The organism is Cellulophaga lytica DSM 7489, assembly GCF_000190595.1.
GTDB lineage: Bacteria > Bacteroidota > Bacteroidia > Flavobacteriales > Flavobacteriaceae > Cellulophaga > Cellulophaga lytica.
Genome location: NC_015167.1, coordinates 1,528,990 through 1,545,020, shown reverse-complemented (window position 1 = coordinate 1,545,020; position 16,031 = coordinate 1,528,990). Strand labels below are relative to the sequence as shown.

14 protein-coding genes are annotated in these 16,031 nt (G+C 31.7%); 3 read left to right on the top strand and 11 right to left on the bottom strand.

The features are described from left to right. Positions 1–33 precede the first annotated feature (33 nt). The 9 genes from CELLY_RS06810 to CELLY_RS06770 form a co-directional block, all read right to left on the bottom strand. Complete coding sequence (locus tag CELLY_RS06810) at positions 34–1,383, bottom strand: nucleotide sugar dehydrogenase (RefSeq protein ID WP_042256755.1); 1,350 nt, start codon at positions 1,381–1,383, stop codon at positions 34–36. Between the two features lie 79 nt (positions 1,384–1,462). Beyond that, positions 1,463–2,242 (bottom strand): dTDP-4-dehydrorhamnose reductase, encoded by a 780-nt coding sequence (gene rfbD / locus CELLY_RS06805; protein WP_013620926.1) that lies wholly within the window; start codon positions 2,240–2,242, stop codon positions 1,463–1,465. Continuing rightward, positions 2,239–2,784 (bottom strand): dTDP-4-dehydrorhamnose 3,5-epimerase, encoded by a 546-nt coding sequence (gene rfbC / locus CELLY_RS06800; protein ID WP_042256752.1) that lies wholly within the window; start codon positions 2,782–2,784, stop codon positions 2,239–2,241. Before rfbC ends, rfbD begins: the two co-directional genes overlap by 4 nt. Positions 2,785–2,786: 2 nt before the next feature. Beyond that, positions 2,787–3,650 carry a glucose-1-phosphate thymidylyltransferase RfbA gene (rfbA, locus tag CELLY_RS06795; protein WP_013620924.1) on the bottom strand — a complete coding sequence of 288 codons (864 nt, stop codon included), beginning with the start codon at positions 3,648–3,650 and terminating at the stop codon, positions 2,787–2,789. A gap of 10 nt (positions 3,651–3,660) precedes the next feature. Further along, a complete protein-coding gene (gene rfbB, locus CELLY_RS06790) occupies positions 3,661–4,704 on the bottom strand; it encodes a dTDP-glucose 4,6-dehydratase (protein ID WP_013620923.1) in 1,044 nt (347 codons plus the stop codon). Continuing rightward, the gene (locus CELLY_RS06785; RefSeq protein WP_013620922.1) at positions 4,704–5,753 is read right to left on the bottom strand and encodes a hypothetical protein; all 1,050 of its coding nucleotides are present in this window, start codon (positions 5,751–5,753) and stop codon (positions 4,704–4,706) included. Before CELLY_RS06785 ends, rfbB begins: the two co-directional genes overlap by 1 nt. 2 nt (positions 5,754–5,755) lie before the next feature. Further along, positions 5,756–7,441 carry a DUF6909 family protein gene (locus tag CELLY_RS06780; RefSeq protein ID WP_013620921.1) on the bottom strand — a complete coding sequence of 562 codons (1,686 nt, stop codon included), beginning with the start codon at positions 7,439–7,441 and terminating at the stop codon, positions 5,756–5,758. A 57-nt stretch (positions 7,442–7,498) separates the two neighbouring features. Continuing rightward, positions 7,499–8,995, bottom strand: coding sequence for a GH3 family acyl-acid amido synthetase (locus CELLY_RS06775; protein WP_013620920.1), 1,497 nt, complete (start codon positions 8,993–8,995; stop codon positions 7,499–7,501). Positions 8,996–9,002: 7 nt separating this feature from the next. Next, positions 9,003–9,872, bottom strand: a complete 870-nt coding sequence (locus CELLY_RS06770) for a M23 family metallopeptidase (protein ID WP_013620919.1) — start codon at positions 9,870–9,872, stop codon at positions 9,003–9,005. Positions 9,873–10,049: 177 nt separating this feature from the next. Here CELLY_RS06770 and CELLY_RS06765 point away from each other — a divergent pair, with 177 nt between their 5' ends. From CELLY_RS06765 to CELLY_RS17320, 3 genes are all read left to right on the top strand, one after another. Continuing rightward, a complete protein-coding gene (locus CELLY_RS06765) occupies positions 10,050–10,241 on the top strand; it encodes a twin-arginine translocase TatA/TatE family subunit (RefSeq protein ID WP_013620918.1) in 192 nt (63 codons plus the stop codon). 389 nt (positions 10,242–10,630) lie between these two features. Further along, positions 10,631–12,736, top strand: coding sequence for an OmpA family protein (locus CELLY_RS06760; RefSeq protein WP_013620917.1), 2,106 nt, complete (start codon positions 10,631–10,633; stop codon positions 12,734–12,736). A gap of 259 nt (positions 12,737–12,995) precedes the next feature. After that, positions 12,996–13,166: a DUF6747 family protein gene (locus CELLY_RS17320; RefSeq protein WP_013620916.1), complete on the top strand. Its 171-nt coding sequence runs from the start codon at positions 12,996–12,998 to the stop codon at positions 13,164–13,166. Positions 13,167–13,301: 135 nt separating this feature from the next. On the opposite strand, the gene CELLY_RS06755 is transcribed toward CELLY_RS17320, so the two are convergent. Then, entirely contained in the window at positions 13,302–14,303 is a 1,002-nt protein-coding gene (locus CELLY_RS06755) for a DUF4837 family protein (protein WP_013620915.1), read from the bottom strand. Positions 14,304–14,327: 24 nt separating this feature from the next. After that, complete coding sequence (locus CELLY_RS06750) at positions 14,328–15,944, bottom strand: lytic transglycosylase domain-containing protein (protein ID WP_013620914.1); 1,617 nt, start codon at positions 15,942–15,944, stop codon at positions 14,328–14,330. Positions 15,945–16,031: the final 87 nt, after the last annotated feature.

The following is a 16,031-nucleotide window of genomic DNA, read 5'->3' as shown; positions in this document are numbered from 1 at the left end:
TTATTCTTTTTAGGTATTCTAGTAAGAATTTAACTAAACACCTCCCTCACCAATTCTGTAATACACAAAACCTATTTCTTGAAGTTTATTTTTATTTAACACCCCTCTACCGTCAAAAACAAAGGCTGGTTTGTGCATATTATCATAAATACGTTGCCAATCATACCCATTAAACTCCTCCCATTCTGTTAAAATAGCAATAGCATGCGAGTCTTTACAAGCCTCATATGCATTACTACTAACTTTTAACCTATTATTCACCTCATCGGTTTCAATAGAACCTAATGCATTAATATCTGTATAAATTTGAGATTCTTTTACTTTAGGGTCCCAAACAGATATCTTTGCCTGTTCTGACAGTAATTCTTCTGCTACATATATGGCAGGAGACTCTCTAGTGTCGTTTGTATCTTTTTTAAATGCCCAACCCAAAAATGCAATTTTTTTGTCTGAAACTGTATTATATAGTGTTTTAACAATATTATGTGCAAATCTTCTTTTCTGGTGATCATTAAGAATAATTACCTGCTCCCAATAATCCGCTACTTCATTTAAACCATAGGATTTGGCTATATAAACTAAGTTTAATATATCTTTTTGAAAACATGAGCCACCAAAACCAACTGACGACTTTAAAAATTTTGGACCAATACGACTATCCATTCCTATTGCCTTTGCGACTTCATCTACATCTGCTCCTGTAATTTCACATAGCTCACTCATTGCATTTATAGAAGACACTCTTTGCGCTAAAAAGGCGTTTGCTGTTAGTTTAGATAATTCTGAAGACCATAAGTTGGTTGTTAAAATTTTATCTTTAGGCACCCAGTGAGCATAAACATCTACCAAAGCCTGTACTGCTTGTTTTCCCTTTTCAGTTTCTTGCTGTCCGCCTATTAACACTCTATCTGGATTGGTTAAATCTGAAACAGCCGTACCTTCTGCTAAAAACTCCGGATTAGATAGTATTTCAAAATTAACGTCGTTACCCGTATGGTCTAATATATTTTTAATTGCTTGTGCCGTTCTAACAGGTAAAGTCGACTTTTCAACCACAATTTTATCGGACGTAGCTACGCGTGCTATTTGCCTTGCACAGAGCTCAATATATTTTAAGTCTGCAGCCATGCCTTTGCCCTTACCATAGGTTTTTGTTGGCGTGTTTACAGAAATGAAAATCATATCTGCCTCATCAATAGCTTTATCAATGTCTGTGTCAAAAAATAAATTTCTTCCTCTAGCCTCAGCGACTACATTGGACAAACCAGGCTCATAAATAGGAATATTAGACACATCAGCATCATTCCATTGATCTATTCGTTTCTGATTTAAATCGACAACCGTAATTTCTATTTCAGGACATTTTTGAGCTATAATAGACATTGTTGGTCCACCAACGTATCCTGCCCCAATGCAACAAATTTTCTTTATCACTTTATATATTTTATTGTATCAATCAAAATTAATCACACAAAAGTGTACTATTCTTAGGCCTTTTAGCAAAACTACGATAATTATTAGCCCTTACAAGCTTTGTAGTCTTATCTAGCTCATTTTTTTTTAATATTTCTTTAGTAAAATCAAACCACGTCATAGGTATTCCGTCTGTAAAGTGTTTAATTCCAAAATCCTTATTATCAGAAATAATTATATCTATAATATACTTAGCTAAGTTGTTTGCATCTGTTGGGCAACCAATTTCTGTATCTATTACGGACAGATTTTCTCCCTTTATAGCCTTGTTTAAAATAGTTTTATAAAAATTATGCCCAAATTCTGAATACAACCAGGACGTTCTTATAATAAAATATTCTTCTAGTATTTCTTTAATATACTTTTCCCCCATTAGTTTAGATTTTCCGTACTCATTAATAGGGTTTGTACTATCTGATATTGTATAAGGGGAGCCTTTTTCTCCGTCAAAAACATAATCAGTAGATATATGCACTAGAGTTACACTATGTTTTCTACATTCTTCTGCTATGTTTTTTACTCCCTGACCATTGACCAAATAAGCTTTATTGGGAGTTTTTTCTGCCAGCTCTACATTTGTATATGCCGCACAGTTAATACAATAGTCAAATTTATATTCCTGAAAAAAAAACCTTAACCTTTCTTCATTAGTTATGTCTAACTCATCTGAATTACAAAATGTAAATTCCAAATTAGAATAAGCATTCTTTAACACTTGTATACACTGACCTAATTGACCATTTGCTCCAGTTACTAAAATTTTAATCATACCAAAATCTCTTTCAATGTTGGTAAAATCAAGTCTTTTTCTGAAACCTTAATTTCCTCGGGACTAACTTTCCAATCAATATTTAAAGTTACATCGTTGTATATTATACCACCTTCAGATTCTTTATTATAATAGTTATCACACTTATATAGAACTTCAGCAGTATCACTAAGAACAGAAAACCCATGAGCAAAACCTCTTGGCACAAATAATTGTTTTTTATTTTCTGAAGACAATTCAACTGAAAAATATTCTCCGTAAGTTTTAGAATGAGGTCTTAAATCTACCGCCACATCTAAAATAACGCCATTTAAAACACGTATTAACTTTGCCTGTGCATTATTTCCTTTTTGATAATGTAACGCTCTTATAACCCCCCTTGTAGAGAATGATTGATTATCTTGAACAAAATTAACTTCTTGATCAACAATATCATTAAACCGATTGGTATTGTAGCTTTCAAAAAAATACCCTCTATCATCATTAAATAGTGTAGGTTCTAAAACCAAACAGCCTTGTAACTTAGTTTTTATAACCTTCATCATCATCTATTCAATATTCCTAAAAGATTTTTTCCATAACCACTTTTCATTAATGGTTCTGCCAAAGCTGTAAATTGATCTTTAGTAATGAATTTCATTTCATACGCAGCTGCCTCAATAGCTCCAATGGTTAAACCTTGACGCTCTTCTAAAACCTCTACAAACTGTGATGCCTGCATTAAGGACTGAAAAGTACCTGTATCTAACCAAGCCGTACCACGATCTAATATACTTACACTTAATTTACCTTTTTCTAAATACGCTTTGTTTACGTCTGTAATTTCTAACTCGCCACGCTTACTTGGCTTTATGTTCTTAGCAATTTCCACAACAGTATTGTCATAAAAATAAATACCAGGAACCGCATAATTAGATTTAGGCTCCAACGGTTTTTCTTCTATACTAATGGCCTTACCCTCTTCATTAAACTCAACCACTCCATAGCGTTCTGGATCATATACTCTGTATGCATATATTATTCCGCCATCAGGATCATTATTAGATTGTAATAATTTTGCTAAACCAGATCCGTAAAAAATATTATCACCTAAAACAAGTGCTACCTTATCATCACCTATAAATTCTTCACCAATAATAAAAGCCTCCGCTAATCCATTAGGATTTTCCTGAACAGCATATTGAAAACTGCAGCCATATTTAGCGCCATCACCCAACAAATCTTTAAATAAAGGTAAATCTTTAGGTGTAGATATAATTAAAATCTCTTGTATACCCGCATACATTAATGTTGAAAGCGGATAATAAATCATTGGCTTATCATAAATAGGCATTAACTGCTTGCTTACACTTAATGTAAGTGGATGCAGCCTTGATCCAGAGCCTCCAGCAAGTATAATACCCTTCATAACTCTTTATTTAATTATATTGTTTTTTATAATACTCTTGATAGTTACCAGATGTAACACTTTCTAGCCATTCTTCGTTTTGCAAATACCAATCAATTGTTTTTTCTAAGCCCTCTTTAAAAGTTACAGATGGCTCCCAACCTAATTCTTTATTAATTTTTGACGCGTCTATCGCATACCGTAAATCGTGCCCAGGTCTATCTTTAACATAAGTAATTAGTTTTTCACTATCACCTAAAGGCCTGTTTAGTTTAGCATCCATTAAACTACACAACAACTTTACCAAATCTATATTTTTCCACTCGTTAAATCCGCCTATGTTATACGTCTCTGCGTTTTTACCCTTATGAAAAACCAAATCTATAGCTCTGGCATGATCTATTACATATAGCCAATCTCTAGTGTAATTACCATCTCCATAAACAGGTAATGCCTTTTTATGAATTATGTTATTGATAAATAACGGAATTAACTTTTCAGGAAAATGATTTGGCCCATAATTGTTAGAGCAATTGGTAATTACATAAGGTAACTTATACGTTTCTCCGTATGCTCTTACAAAATGGTCTGAACTTGCTTTAGAAGCTGAGTAGGGCGAATTAGGATCGTACGCCCTAGTTTCTGTAAATAAACCAGATTCTCCCAAAGCTCCGTACACTTCATCAGTACTAATATGATAAAATCGTTTACTTTCCAAGTCATTTTTCCAAAAATCACTGGCTGCATTAAGTAAATTTACTGTTCCAATCACATTTGTTTTCACAAAAGCCATAGGATCGGTAATAGACCTGTCTACATGTGATTCCGCTGCTAAATGAATAACTCCATCAAAATTATATTTTTTGAATATATCTTGAATAAAATTCTCATCTGTAATATCACCCTTTAAAAAGGTATAATTAGAAGAATCTTCTATATCTGATAAATTCTCTAAATTACCAGCATACGTTAAGGCATCTACGTTATAAATATGATATTTTGGATATGACTTAACAAACCTCCTAACTACATGAGATCCAATAAAACCCGCCCCTCCTGTAATTAGTATATGCATTATTTTTTTGAGTAACCTTTTAATATTTTATTAAGCTCTAACAATAATAATAATACAAGCAATACAGATACTAAAAGTATAGGTAGCATAAACTTATACTGATTTGTAATCCCTCCTAATTTTGCCCCTCTGGTAGGGAAATCTGAAATTACATTAAGAATAGTTGCTTTATTGGCCTTTTCTAGATTTAAAGCTACAATTTTTTGCTTCAATTCGTCTCGCTCCTTTAAAAGCTCAATCTCTTTATTTGTTCCATTGCCATTATCAGCCAAACTAATATTAGTACCCCCTACTTCTTTAGAGGCTTCTTTAACCATTACATCTTTATACAGTTCTTGAAGCGAAATAATTTCATTTAATTGCTGATTGTATATTTCCTCTTGAAAATTGATGTTCTTATCATTTGTAGCCTTCTGTTCTTTAAAGTACGTATTGCTAGAAATAGACTTTACAATAGCAGGTTGTGCTTTTTTAGCAACTGTACTGTTTGTACTTATCAGGTTTATTTTATGGAAACGAGCATCAAATGTATTAAAGTTTTCTAGGTAAGCTTCAAAATCCAAATTCTTAACGGTTGTAGAATCTAATTCTCTTATAAACTTATCAAACAATAAAACTTTTTGATTTTCATCTGAATAGGATTCTATCTCTAACTTTTTAATGCTAGCCGCTTCACTTGACGTAATTTTTAACGCATTAGCAAGTGAAATTGAATCTTGTGCTTTAGCAAGTTCATTGTAAAAACTAACATTATTATACAGCTGTTGTACACTATTAAAGTTTGGCTCTACTACCATACTTGAAATATATTTTTGATCGTTTTTAATATCCAAAAATATACCTACACCTATACCAACTACTCCTGCTATTACAAACTTTATAAAGTGCTTTTGAATAAATAATAAAAACATCATTATAACGTGGAAAACACCTTTAAATATGCTTGCTATAAAAGCAACTAGTTTTTTAAAAGCATTTCCTATTAACTGAAATAACTGACCTAAATCTATTTCCTCTGAAGATTGTTGTGGCTGTTGGTTGTTACTCATTTTTACAAATTAAATAATTGTTCTAAAATTTTGTTGGTTATTAAGTATGTTGGTTTTACACCTGTTGTTCCTAAACCACCAGATGCCAATGTACTTCCTGTTTCTAAAGGATTGTCTGAAGCATAATACGCATATCTTACTTTAACATCCTCTTTAATACTTTTTCGTATTTTAGATGCAGCCTGAATTGCTTTTTGGTAATGAACTCCTTCCATTTCTAAACCTATAACTCCCCAAGTAGAATCTTTAAAAAACTGCAGAATATTTTTATTCTGTAAAGACGTTCCCAATACGGTTACCATTGTCCCTTCTAAAACCTTAAGACCGTGACCTTCAAAATCGGCTGCAGAAAGTTCGTTTTTAAAAGGATAGTTATCTGCTGTTCCTTCAAAAATATGAGCGGTAGCAATCATAATATCACCTTTACCACCTTCTAATATTCCGGCTTTACCCATAATAGAAACAGATTCAATGTTTAAAAACTCTTTTGTAGTTCCTTTTTGATACGGTTTTAAAAGCTCATCTATAGTTTCATAAGCTTGCTCTCCAAAGGCATAATCCATTACGAAAATAACAGGTTTTTCATCGTCTTTTAATCCTTCTGGAAGATCAAAACAACACGCTTTATCTCCAAACTTAGCCGAATCAAAAATCTGAACATCAATATTTGTTCCAGAGGTATCATTCAGAGAAATCATTCCGTTTTTCTTGGCATAGGCTGTTACTTTTGCCCTTAGTTTATCATTTTTAGACTTACTTAAATCCTCGTAAATTTCTAAGCTATCTTTTGAGTTTGGATACTCTTTAGCCAATGCTTTTTTAGCAAACAAAGAGTTCATTACACTATGCATATTTGCACTAATTATGTGTATTGGTCTATGCAGTATACCGTTTTGTTCTAAAGTCTCTTTTATGGTTAACGCCCAAAGATCTCCGTGAATATGGTGACCTAAACGCTCACGTAAAACAGGACTAAATGTAATTATCCTTTTATCGCCTAATGTTTCTTCTTCTATAGCAAGTTTTCCCATCCAGTAAATGGTACGTAAAAACTTTTCTGGGTTTTCTTTGGTTGCAAATACCTGGTGCATTGCTTTAACCTCTACAAAAGATCTACCCAAAATATTAGCAGTGTAACTTAGCGCAACCTCTAATTCTGCCTGTGATAACTCATCAGACTCTAACGCAGTTTCTAACTTAGTCCAATCTCTTATTGTTTTTTTTGTATCTTCAATTAATACACGTTTGCATATTTTTTCAGACTCAATAAACAAAAAAGTTAAGTGTGTAAGAATATCGTAAATATCAGATCTACCTCTGGTAATTACAATATTCATTTGGTCTTCATCTATACGGTAACAATCTCTTCTTCTTTTTGCAGGTATTATGGCTTTAAAGTGAGATTCTCCATAACCTTCATCTGAAGTTAAGTTAATGTATCTACATTGTTCAATTCCCTCTGGAAGACGCTCTAGAACGTATGTTAAACCGTTTAATTCTGATTTTTCTTCTCCTACCGACCCGTAAATTTCTGGCCTTAATTGCAACAATGCATTGCGTAGTGTTTCTCCCGAAACACCCATTGGCTTGTAAAAACCTCTATTAAACAGGTGCCTCATAGTTATATACAAACGCTCTATGGCATTTGTAGACTCCTGTGCTCTGGTTGTATTTATTATCTTATTCATATTTCTTCTTCGTTGCAAATCTACATAAATTAACACTATATTGTTAAGGTAGACACGTTAGTTTACAGTAAATTCTTTCAATCCTTCAGCCAGTTTTCTATCATTAGACAAACGTTGTACTTTATTTTGACCTCCAAATTTGCCAATATTTACCATATAATTTTTAAAACCGTTTTTTTCAACTTTAGTAACTTTTAAAGTTTGGAGTACTTTACCATCAATTAAATCAAAGTAATAACTATTTTGTTTTTGTAAAGACTCATCTATTGTTTTAACAAACAATTCCATATCCTTTGGCTCATTTTCAAACTCTATAAACCACTCGTGATAAGGCAACTCATTATTTGTTACCGTTTGTGGCGCTACAGTAAACTCATTTATTCTAGCATCGGTTGCTTTAATAGCCATTTGCATTGCCTCTTCTACTTCTTTAGCAATAACGTGCTCTCCAAAAGCTGATATAAAATGTTTTATTCTTCCTGAAACAATTACCTTATAAGGATTTTTAGAAATAAACTGAATGGTATCTCCTAAATTATAACCCCATAAACCAGCGTTTGTAGAAATTATCATTACATAATTTACTCCTATTTCTATATCTTTTAGAGTGATGCGTTCTGCATCATCTTCATAAAAATTATCAGCATTTATAAATTCATAAAATATACCCGAATTTAAAAGCAATAGCATTCCGTTTTCTTGTTGAGAATTCTGATATGCAAAAAAGCCTTCACTAGCCGGAAAAAGTTCTATACTATCTACCTTACGACCAATTAAATTTTCAAATTTTGCACGGTAGGGTTCATAATTTACGCCACCATAAATAAACAATTGAAAGTTATTAAATAAATCTCCAACTTTCTTTCCTGTGGTTGTTTGCAGTTTTTCAAAATACATTTGCACCCAAGATGGTATACCAGCAATTACGCTCATATTTTCATCTTTAGTCTCTTCAACAATCTTATTTACCTTAGTTTCCCAATCTTCTATACAATTGGTCTCCCAGCTAGGCAATCTGTTACGCTGTAAATACTTTGGCACATAGTGCGCAGAAATACCTGATAAACGACCAAGTTTTACGCCATTCTTCTCTTGCAAAATAGGACTTCCCTGTAAAAATATCATTCTACCAGTTACAAAATCTGCTTCGCCAGTTTCATTAATATAATTTAAAATGGCATCTCTAGAAGCTTGAATTTGGTATTTAATAGACTCTTTGGTTATGGGTATATATTTTGCTCCTGATGTAGTACCAGATGTTTTTGCAAAATAAGCTGGTTTGCCTGGCCAAAGTACATTAGATTTACCTTCTACAACCTCATCTACATAATTTTTTAATGCCTCATAATCTCTTACAGGTACATTTTTAACAAAGTCACTATGTGTTTTTATAGCATTAAAACTATGGTCTTTACCAAACTTAGTATTAGCTGCTTTTTGTATTAATTGTTTAAATACTTTTTCTTGAGTCTCTATGGGTTTAGAGATCCATTTGGCATTTTTAGCCGCTATATTTTTAGCAAAAATTTTTGCTGCAAAAGATTTTAAAGACATAATTTACTTATTTAAAATCTATATAATTTGTAGGGTTTACAGAGGTACCGTTACTCCACAGCTCAAAATGCAAATGTGGACCTGTTGTTATTTCTCCTGTATTACCAATAGTTGCAATAACCTCACCTGCTTTTACAATTTCTCCTTGTGCTTTATGTAAAGCGCTATTGTGTTTGTAAACAGACAAAAGATTGTCTTTATGCTCTACAATTATTACGTATCCTGTTTCTGTGGTCCAATCTGCAAATATTACGGTGCCCTGCGCAACAGATTTTATAGGACTGTCTTTTGGAGCAACAACATCTACTGCAAAGTGTTTTTTATCTTTATCATAGTCCTGTGAAATTGTACCACTAACAGGAGAAAACAAAACTAAAGAAGATTCTGTTTTTGTGTTTCCAAATAAATTGTATTTGTCTTCTAATGCAACTTGAGCTCTTAAATTTAGATCTTCCTTAATTGGACTAAGATCTACAGTATTAGGATCTATTTTAACCTGTTCAAAAAGCGAATCCCTATTCATTTTATTGTTGGCAACGTCTCCGCTTAAAACCATACGTATATTAGATAAATACTTATTGGTATAATTTAAAACATTTACTAAAGAGTCTGTCTTATATGTTAATTCTGTAGCCTGTTTTTTTAATTTGGTAGAAGAGTATCCAGGTATGTATTCTCTTAAAGGCGTAAATGCAATTAAAACCGTGGTTAGAGCAATTAACACAAAAGTAGAAATCCACCCCAAAACAAAAACATTAAGTCTACTAAGCTTAAAGGAAATTTTTTCTTCAAAAGTATCTTCATTAAGAATAACCAAACGATACTTATTTAAAAGCTTGCGTTTAATCTCCTTTCTTTTTTTCCTGTCTTTTGCCATAACAAACAAATATAAACTTTAGAATTTTATTACACTAACAAAAATGGGGTTCAAAGTACCAAAATTAAGTTAAATAGGTATAAAACATTCACTACAAGTACAAAAAGTAATTCTATTTCTAATATTAACATTGTTGTAGTTACTTTTTATTATCTTTGTTTTTCAAAATTAATTATTATGATTTCATCAAATATTATGTTAGCCATACCAGGTGGTGCATCTATAGCACTTATAGTTGTTGCAGTTTTATTACTTTTTGGAGGTAAAAAAATACCTGAATTAATGCGTGGTTTAGGAAGCGGTATTAAAGAGTTTAAAGATGCCTCTAAAGACGATGACTCTAATGACAAGCTAGAAGAGAAAAAGTAAATTACAATATATCTTATTTTACAAACCCTGCACGAAAGTGCGGGGTTTTTTGTTTTTAAAATATAGATTTTACCAAAAAATAAAATTCTCTTACCACATTCTTTAGCATTTTTAAATACATATATACCTCATTTACAACAATTAAAGTTAAAAAAATACAAAGTAACGCTATCTTTGTTTTTAATTAAAAGTTGCTTTGTACAGCTTTAATAATTTCAAAAAACAATCCCTTTTAACCTTAAGTGCTATTAATTATTAACACACTTATACACGAAACTTTAAATAAAGTCGTTAGTTATAAACTGAGACAACTTTAAAAAAAATACTTTTAAAGCTCAACTGTTTCTCAAAAACTTAAACTAAACCCTAGATTTTTTTAACAACTTGTAATGAAAAAACTAATACCTACTTGTTTATTCTTGCTCTCTTTAAGTGTCTTTTCTCAAAAAGAACAAGAAAAGACCACTATTAACAATCCTCAGACTAAAAAAGGATATACTATAGCAAATTTAAAGCCTGCAAATAGCAACTCTTATTTTAGTGATGAAACAACAAACAACAACTCAAATACTAGTAAAAATAAAGTTACAGTTAAGGAAAGTAAGCTAATAAAAAAGGCTTATGAGTATTTTGATATGCTTTGGTATGCTGAAGCAGCAAAATTATTTGAGCAGGCTTTAGAAGAAAATAAAGAAAACTACACAAAAGATATATTGCAAAAGGCTGGAGACTCTCATTATTATAATACAAATATGGAGAGAGCTTATCATTGGTACCAAATATTATATGATACATACAAGGATGATTTAACTCCAGATCAAATTTTTAAATATTCCCACGCTCTTAAAGGAAATGGAAAATACGGGAAAGCAAAACGTTTTATGCGTATGTACAATCGTATGAAAAAAGATGAGCCAACAGGGGTTGAATTAAATACCGAAGATAATGCCCGTAATGAGCAAGTTTTAGATCAAATTCTAAATAAAAAACCTAATTATGAAGTTAAAAACTTAGCTGTAAATACAGAGAATTCAGATTTCTCTCCAATGTTTTATAGTAATGATAAAATAGTTTTTGCTTCTGCAAAAGATTCTTCTTTTTTTAATACCAGAAGATATAAATGGAATAACCAACCGTATTTAGATTTATATGTTGCTAAAATAAATCAGCAATCAGACGATTTAAAAGACGCTATAAAATTCTCTAAAAAAGTAAATACCAAGTATCATGAGGCATCTGTTACTTTTTCTCCAGATAACAAAACAATGTATTTTACCAGAAATAACTATGGCAAAAAATTAAAAAGAGATAAAAACGGCATTAACAACTTAAAGTTATACATGTCTAAAAAAATAAATGGAGAATGGTCAGAGGCTGTAGAACTACCTTTTAATAGTGATGAATACTCAACTGGTCACCCTGCTTTAAGCCCAGACGGCAAACAGCTATATTTTGTGTCTGATATGCCAGGTAGTATTGGTGAAACAGACATTTTTGTAGTAGATGTATTAGAAGATGGCTTATTTTCTACTCCCAAAAACCTAGGTCCAGAAATTAATACAGAACAAAAGGAAATGTTTCCTTTTTTAAACAACAAAAAACTATACTTTTCATCTAACGGACATATAGGTTTAGGTGGTTTAGATGTATATGAAGTTGCCTATGATGAAGAAGGTTTTAAAGATGTTGTTAATGTTGGACAACCAATTAACAGTAATAAGGACGATTTCTCGTATATAATTAATGAGGAAACACAAAAAGGATACTTTGCATCTAATAGAAAAGGTGGTAAAGGTGATGATGATATTTATTCATTTAAAAACTTAATAGTAGAAGAAGTAAATGAAAATGCAATTGCTGGTGTAGTCACAGAAATTGTAACTGGAGATCTAATGCCAAATGCGCTTGTTACTTTATTAGATGAAAACAACATAAAACTAAAAGAAATAGTTACCGAAGAAGATGGCAGCTTTGTTTTTGAAGATTTAGACAGTAACACTAAATACAAATTACAGGCTAATAAAGAAACTTTTTTCGATGAAGAGCTAAACACTGCAACTAAAGAAAACCAAGTAGTAAATGTAGATATTGCAATGAGAAAGTTGCATGATATGATTGCTATTGAAAACGGAATTAAAAAGCTTAAAACAGAAAAAATATTCTTTGATTTTGATAAGTCGTACATAAGACAAGATGCAAGTGTAGAATTAGACAAACTTGTTGATGTTATGACAGAATATCCTAATATGAAAATTAAAATTGAATCCCATACAGATGTAAGAGGTAATAATGCGTATAACAAATACCTATCAGACAAGAGAGCTAAGTCTACAAGAAAATACATTATATCTAAAGGTATAGACGAAAACAGAATAATTAGTGCTATTGGTTATGGAGAAGAACAGTTAATTAACGGTTGTGAAGATGGTGTAAATTGTTCTAGAGAAAAACACCAAGAAAACAGACGATCAGAATTTATAATAGTAGAAATGTAAAAACAGAAAATATACATATTTAAAAAGCTTCTAGGTAAAACTAGAAGCTTTTTTTGTTTACATATGTTACAAGTCTTAGACTATCATAAAGACTTTACTTACAAAAAAAATACAAGCTAACTATCTGATAATGTAGTTCATCGGATAAATATTTTAATTGTTGGAATAGAACCTTTTTACATAACGGTTTAACTAAAATTGTTGCTTTATACCGAGCCCTAATACGATATTTACAACTTAATTAATTAAATGCACGCTCATGAAAGGAATTTTACTTTGTAAAGAAATCTATTTAAATGGATTTAAAAACCTTGGGCACTTTATTTTAAAAAACTATTTCAAGATGTTTTCTTGGTTTTGTTTTACATTAATCGTTATTGCAGCTTATGCTTTAATGTATAGAGTGCTAACCGGGTTCGCTTTTGTTTAAATAGGCAAAAAGGTTTAAACAAAAAGACACAAATTAAAAAACTAACCAATTGCATTTAATAGTGCAATACTATGTGAAAATTAAAGGCTCCAATTTTATTGGAGCCTTTTTAGTTTTATAATGTATAGCTAATACTTAATTAGAAGCCTTCTTAGGCAAAAACTTTAAAGTTTTAATAATAGCTTCCAGCTCAAACATAAAGTCTCTTTTAACAGCTGCAGGGGCAAACGTAAAGCCTTCTACAACTAACTTGCGGTTGTTTTCTTTATCATTTATAATATATGACACATATGGGCCAGCCATAGAATAATTATAAATCTCCCAACGCCCTCTAATTTCAGCCGCTTTTTTACCGCCTATTTCTGCAGGAAAAACAGATGGTGCAAATGCCTTTTCTGTGTCCATATACGTACCCTCGTTAGGTCCTGGAATATACTTTTTACCTATAGAGTCTCTTTTACTAACAATTTCACTAATAAAAGTAGCATTATTACTAAAAGAATCCCACGGTAAAGCATACACAATTAAGTTCATTGTACCGTTTTTAATATCCCTATCTAACCATATAAAATTATCCTCTACTTTACCAATAGAATATACAGATGGTATATCCATTGTTACACCAAACATATCTTCTATACTAGTATCTTGTAACAATGAGCGTTTAAAGTTACCCTGTGTTATTTGCAAATCTGTTTTATTAAATTCTGATATAATATGATCTGCGTTTTTATTGATAGTTTCTATAAGCTCATTTTCTGTAGGAGCAACAATAACTGCTACGTTCTGAGGTCTAGAATAGGTGTTTTTATTAATGTATGATGAGCTTGTTGTATCCTTTTTTTGTACCACTAAAATAGACCTAGATTTACGTACAGCTCCAGTAAATACAGTTTCTGGTAAATGACGCAAGGTAAAAATTGGTTCATTCCAAGCAATTCCTACTACAGATTTGGCAAATTGATCTCTAACATTATCTCCTACCTTGCCTTCCCATAGTTCATTACTCATTACTACTGTAAGCGAGTTTACTTGTCCTATTGATGCTGGTGTAAAATCTTGTTTGGTACTAGCACCATCTTTACATGAAGTTACTGCCAAGCAAGTAACAAAAACTAAGATTAAAATTTTTCTCATCTGATTAAAAAATTGGTTTAACGGTTATATTTTCTTGGTAGAGCAATCGCACAACATAATTTTTGTGCCCAGCTTTAAGTTTTTACCACTAATACCGTTCCAATCTTTTAAATTTTGAACAGAAATTCCAGAATATTTTTGTGCAATGGTCCAAAGTGAGTCTCCAGATTGTACTGTATGCGTTTTTGCACCAGGCGGAATAGGCTTTTGTTTTGGTTCTGGTTTTGCTGCTGCAATGGCTTTAGAATTTCTAGAAAAAATAGTTAAACGCTGCCCTACTCTTAAATTATTGCTTCGCAAACCATTCCATCTTTTAATTTCACTAACTCTAACTCCAAATTTTTCTGCAATTTTACCTAAATAATCACCGCTTCTAACTCTGTATCTAGATTGTGATTCTGCCTTAACCAACTTTGGTAATGGCTTTTCTACCTTTTTTAATTCTTCTTCTGCTAAAACATAAATATCATCTTCATTAGACACAAATTTACCCATAACACTAGTTGGCAAACGTAGAGCGTGGTTTCTATCTTCTTGAAAAGGAATTATATTTAGTTTGTATGATGGGTTTAAAATTTCTAACTCTTCAACACTTACACTTGTAAATCTCGAAATTTGATCAAAAGTTAGCATACTTTTTACATGAACTGTATCCGTTTCAAAATAAGGTCTGTCTACAACTTCACCATATATGCCGTGCTCTTTTGCATATTCAAAAATATACATTGTAGCCAAAAACGCTGGTACATAACCTGCTGTTTCTCTTGGTAAATGATTTCTAATATTCCAGTAATTCGTATATCCGCCAGAACGTCTAATAGCTTTATTTACATTACCAGGACCAGAGTTGTAGGCAGCAAGTGCCAAGTCCCAATCGTTATAAATACTATATAAGCGTGTTAAATATTCACAAGCTGCTTTGGTAGATTTTATTGGATCACTACGTTCATCTACATAGCTATTAACCTCTAGGTTTTGCTCCTTACCTGTACCGTACATAAATTGCCACAAGCCTGTAGCTCCTACTCTAGATTTTGCTCTAGGGTTTAAGGCAGACTCTACAATAGCTAAATATTTCATCTCTAACGGCATATTAAAATTATCTAGCTCCTGCTCAAACATAGGAAAGTAAAACTGACTAATAGTTAGCATACGTTCCATTAAGCCTCTGTTACGAGATAGGTACGATTTTATAACGCGTTCTAAAGACTCATTATACTCTACATTAAAAGGTGTTTTAGCATTTAAGCGAGCTAGCCTAGCTTTTAACGTATCTGTTGGCAAATCAATAAAACTGACTGGTATATTTTCTATACGTTCAGTAGCAATTTTATTGTAAATAGTATCAAATAAAGAAGCACTTTCTTTTATTTGTTTTAGCCAAGCTTTATCATAATTAGCCGCATTTTTATAGTCTGATAATTGATACTTAGTTGCTGAAGAATCTTCAGAAGTAAGCGCAATAATAGGTTGCACTTTTTGTGGTGCATCTGCTTGCTTTTTTACAATGGTATCTATAGTGTCATTCTTTACAACACTTAAAATTTCTGTACTTACAGATGTGGTAACAATGCTATCTTTTTCTTGTGCAAAAATAGCGGTACCAGAAAACAGTAGTACTCCTAAAAAAATACGTTTCATTTAAAATTCTCTTTTGGTTAGTTTAGTTGATTGCTTGGTAAAGTCGTGTTTTTTTATTTAAAAATAAAATTTTTAACGCTTTTTAAA

Excerpts from the sequence above, each read along its gene's own strand:
- CELLY_RS06810 (WP_042256755.1), bottom strand. The coding sequence starts at position 1,383 with ATGTCTATTATAGCTCAAAAATGTCCTGAAATAGAAATTACGGTTGTC.
- CELLY_RS06765 (WP_013620918.1), top strand. The coding sequence starts at position 10,050 with ATGATTTCATCAAATATTATGTTAGCCATACCAGGTGGTGCATCTATA.
- rfbC (WP_042256752.1), bottom strand. The coding sequence starts at position 2,784 with ATGAAGGTTATAAAAACTAAGTTACAAGGCTGTTTGGTTTTAGAACCT.
- CELLY_RS06770 (WP_013620919.1), bottom strand. The coding sequence starts at position 9,872 with ATGGCAAAAGACAGGAAAAAAAGAAAGGAGATTAAACGCAAGCTTTTA.
- rfbB (WP_013620923.1), bottom strand. The coding sequence starts at position 4,704 with ATGCATATACTAATTACAGGAGGGGCGGGTTTTATTGGATCTCATGTA.
- CELLY_RS06780 (WP_013620921.1), bottom strand. The coding sequence starts at position 7,441 with ATGAATAAGATAATAAATACAACCAGAGCACAGGAGTCTACAAATGCC.
- rfbD (WP_013620926.1), bottom strand. The coding sequence starts at position 2,242 with ATGATTAAAATTTTAGTAACTGGAGCAAATGGTCAATTAGGTCAGTGT.
- CELLY_RS06775 (WP_013620920.1), bottom strand. The coding sequence starts at position 8,995 with ATGTCTTTAAAATCTTTTGCAGCAAAAATTTTTGCTAAAAATATAGCG.
- rfbA (WP_013620924.1), bottom strand. The coding sequence starts at position 3,650 with ATGAAGGGTATTATACTTGCTGGAGGCTCTGGATCAAGGCTGCATCCA.
- CELLY_RS06755 (WP_013620915.1), bottom strand. The coding sequence starts at position 14,303 with ATGAGAAAAATTTTAATCTTAGTTTTTGTTACTTGCTTGGCAGTAACT.
- CELLY_RS06785 (WP_013620922.1), bottom strand. The coding sequence starts at position 5,753 with ATGAGTAACAACCAACAGCCACAACAATCTTCAGAGGAAATAGATTTA.
- CELLY_RS06760 (WP_013620917.1), top strand. The coding sequence starts at position 10,631 with ATGAAAAAACTAATACCTACTTGTTTATTCTTGCTCTCTTTAAGTGTC.
- CELLY_RS06750 (WP_013620914.1), bottom strand. The coding sequence starts at position 15,944 with ATGAAACGTATTTTTTTAGGAGTACTACTGTTTTCTGGTACCGCTATT.
- CELLY_RS17320 (WP_013620916.1), top strand. The coding sequence starts at position 12,996 with ATGAAAGGAATTTTACTTTGTAAAGAAATCTATTTAAATGGATTTAAA.